The organism is Photobacterium galatheae, from assembly GCF_000695255.1.
Taxonomy (GTDB): domain Bacteria; phylum Pseudomonadota; class Gammaproteobacteria; order Enterobacterales; family Vibrionaceae; genus Photobacterium; species Photobacterium galatheae.
This window is the reverse complement of record NZ_JMIB01000033.1, coordinates 1-668: the sequence shown is the minus strand read 5'-3', so window position 1 is coordinate 668 and position 668 is coordinate 1. Positions and strand designations below refer to the sequence as shown.

General features: G+C 53.0%; 1 pseudogene. It reads right to left on the bottom strand.

The features are described 5' to 3' along the window. Positions 1 to 636: pseudogene (locus tag EA58_RS21095) on the bottom strand (phage protease); the annotation flags it as partial. Positions 637 to 668 lie beyond the last annotated feature (32 nt).

Here is a 668-nt window from a genome sequence, read left to right as displayed (position 1 = left end):
TTCGAACAGTGCGATCAGTTGTTCCCACATTGTTTGTCGTTCCTCAGAGAATTTATTCGCCAGTGACTCGGAAAGGTAGGTTGGGCAATCGTGCAGGCTGGCTTCGCTCAGCTCGATTTTGTCGAGGTTTTTGATGCATGGCCGTGTGACCAGCCCGGCGCCCAGCAGCGTTGGGCCAAATTCCTGATACTGGCCGTTCTGCCCCTGCTCGTTACTGACGTAATTGGGATGAATTTCGGCGCTCAGGTATTTAAAGCCTTCTTTGGTAACTTTGCTTATGCCGAGTTCGTACCACTCCACCTCTGCACGTAATCGACCGCGGTCGGTAAACAGGCGACGCACCACCGCCCCGGCACCATTTTCAGGCTGGTGCGCAATGTCGATGTTGATTTCCTGGCCATAGACGTTCTCGTTGAAGTTTTTGACCAGGTCATCGAACATTTGCTGGGTCAGTTCGAATTCGCCATAACGCGGATCGTTAAATTTGCCGGTTCGGGTAATGGTGACAACACTGCGTTTACTGCTGCTGTGGGTATCCACCTTCACAGCATCCGACAGGAGATGAATGGCCCCGCTGGCCGGTGCTGCACTGAGTGCCAGCACAACACTGGCGGATAGAAAGGATTGTTTGCTCATGTCTCTGCCCTAAAACGGAAAAGCCCCTGAGG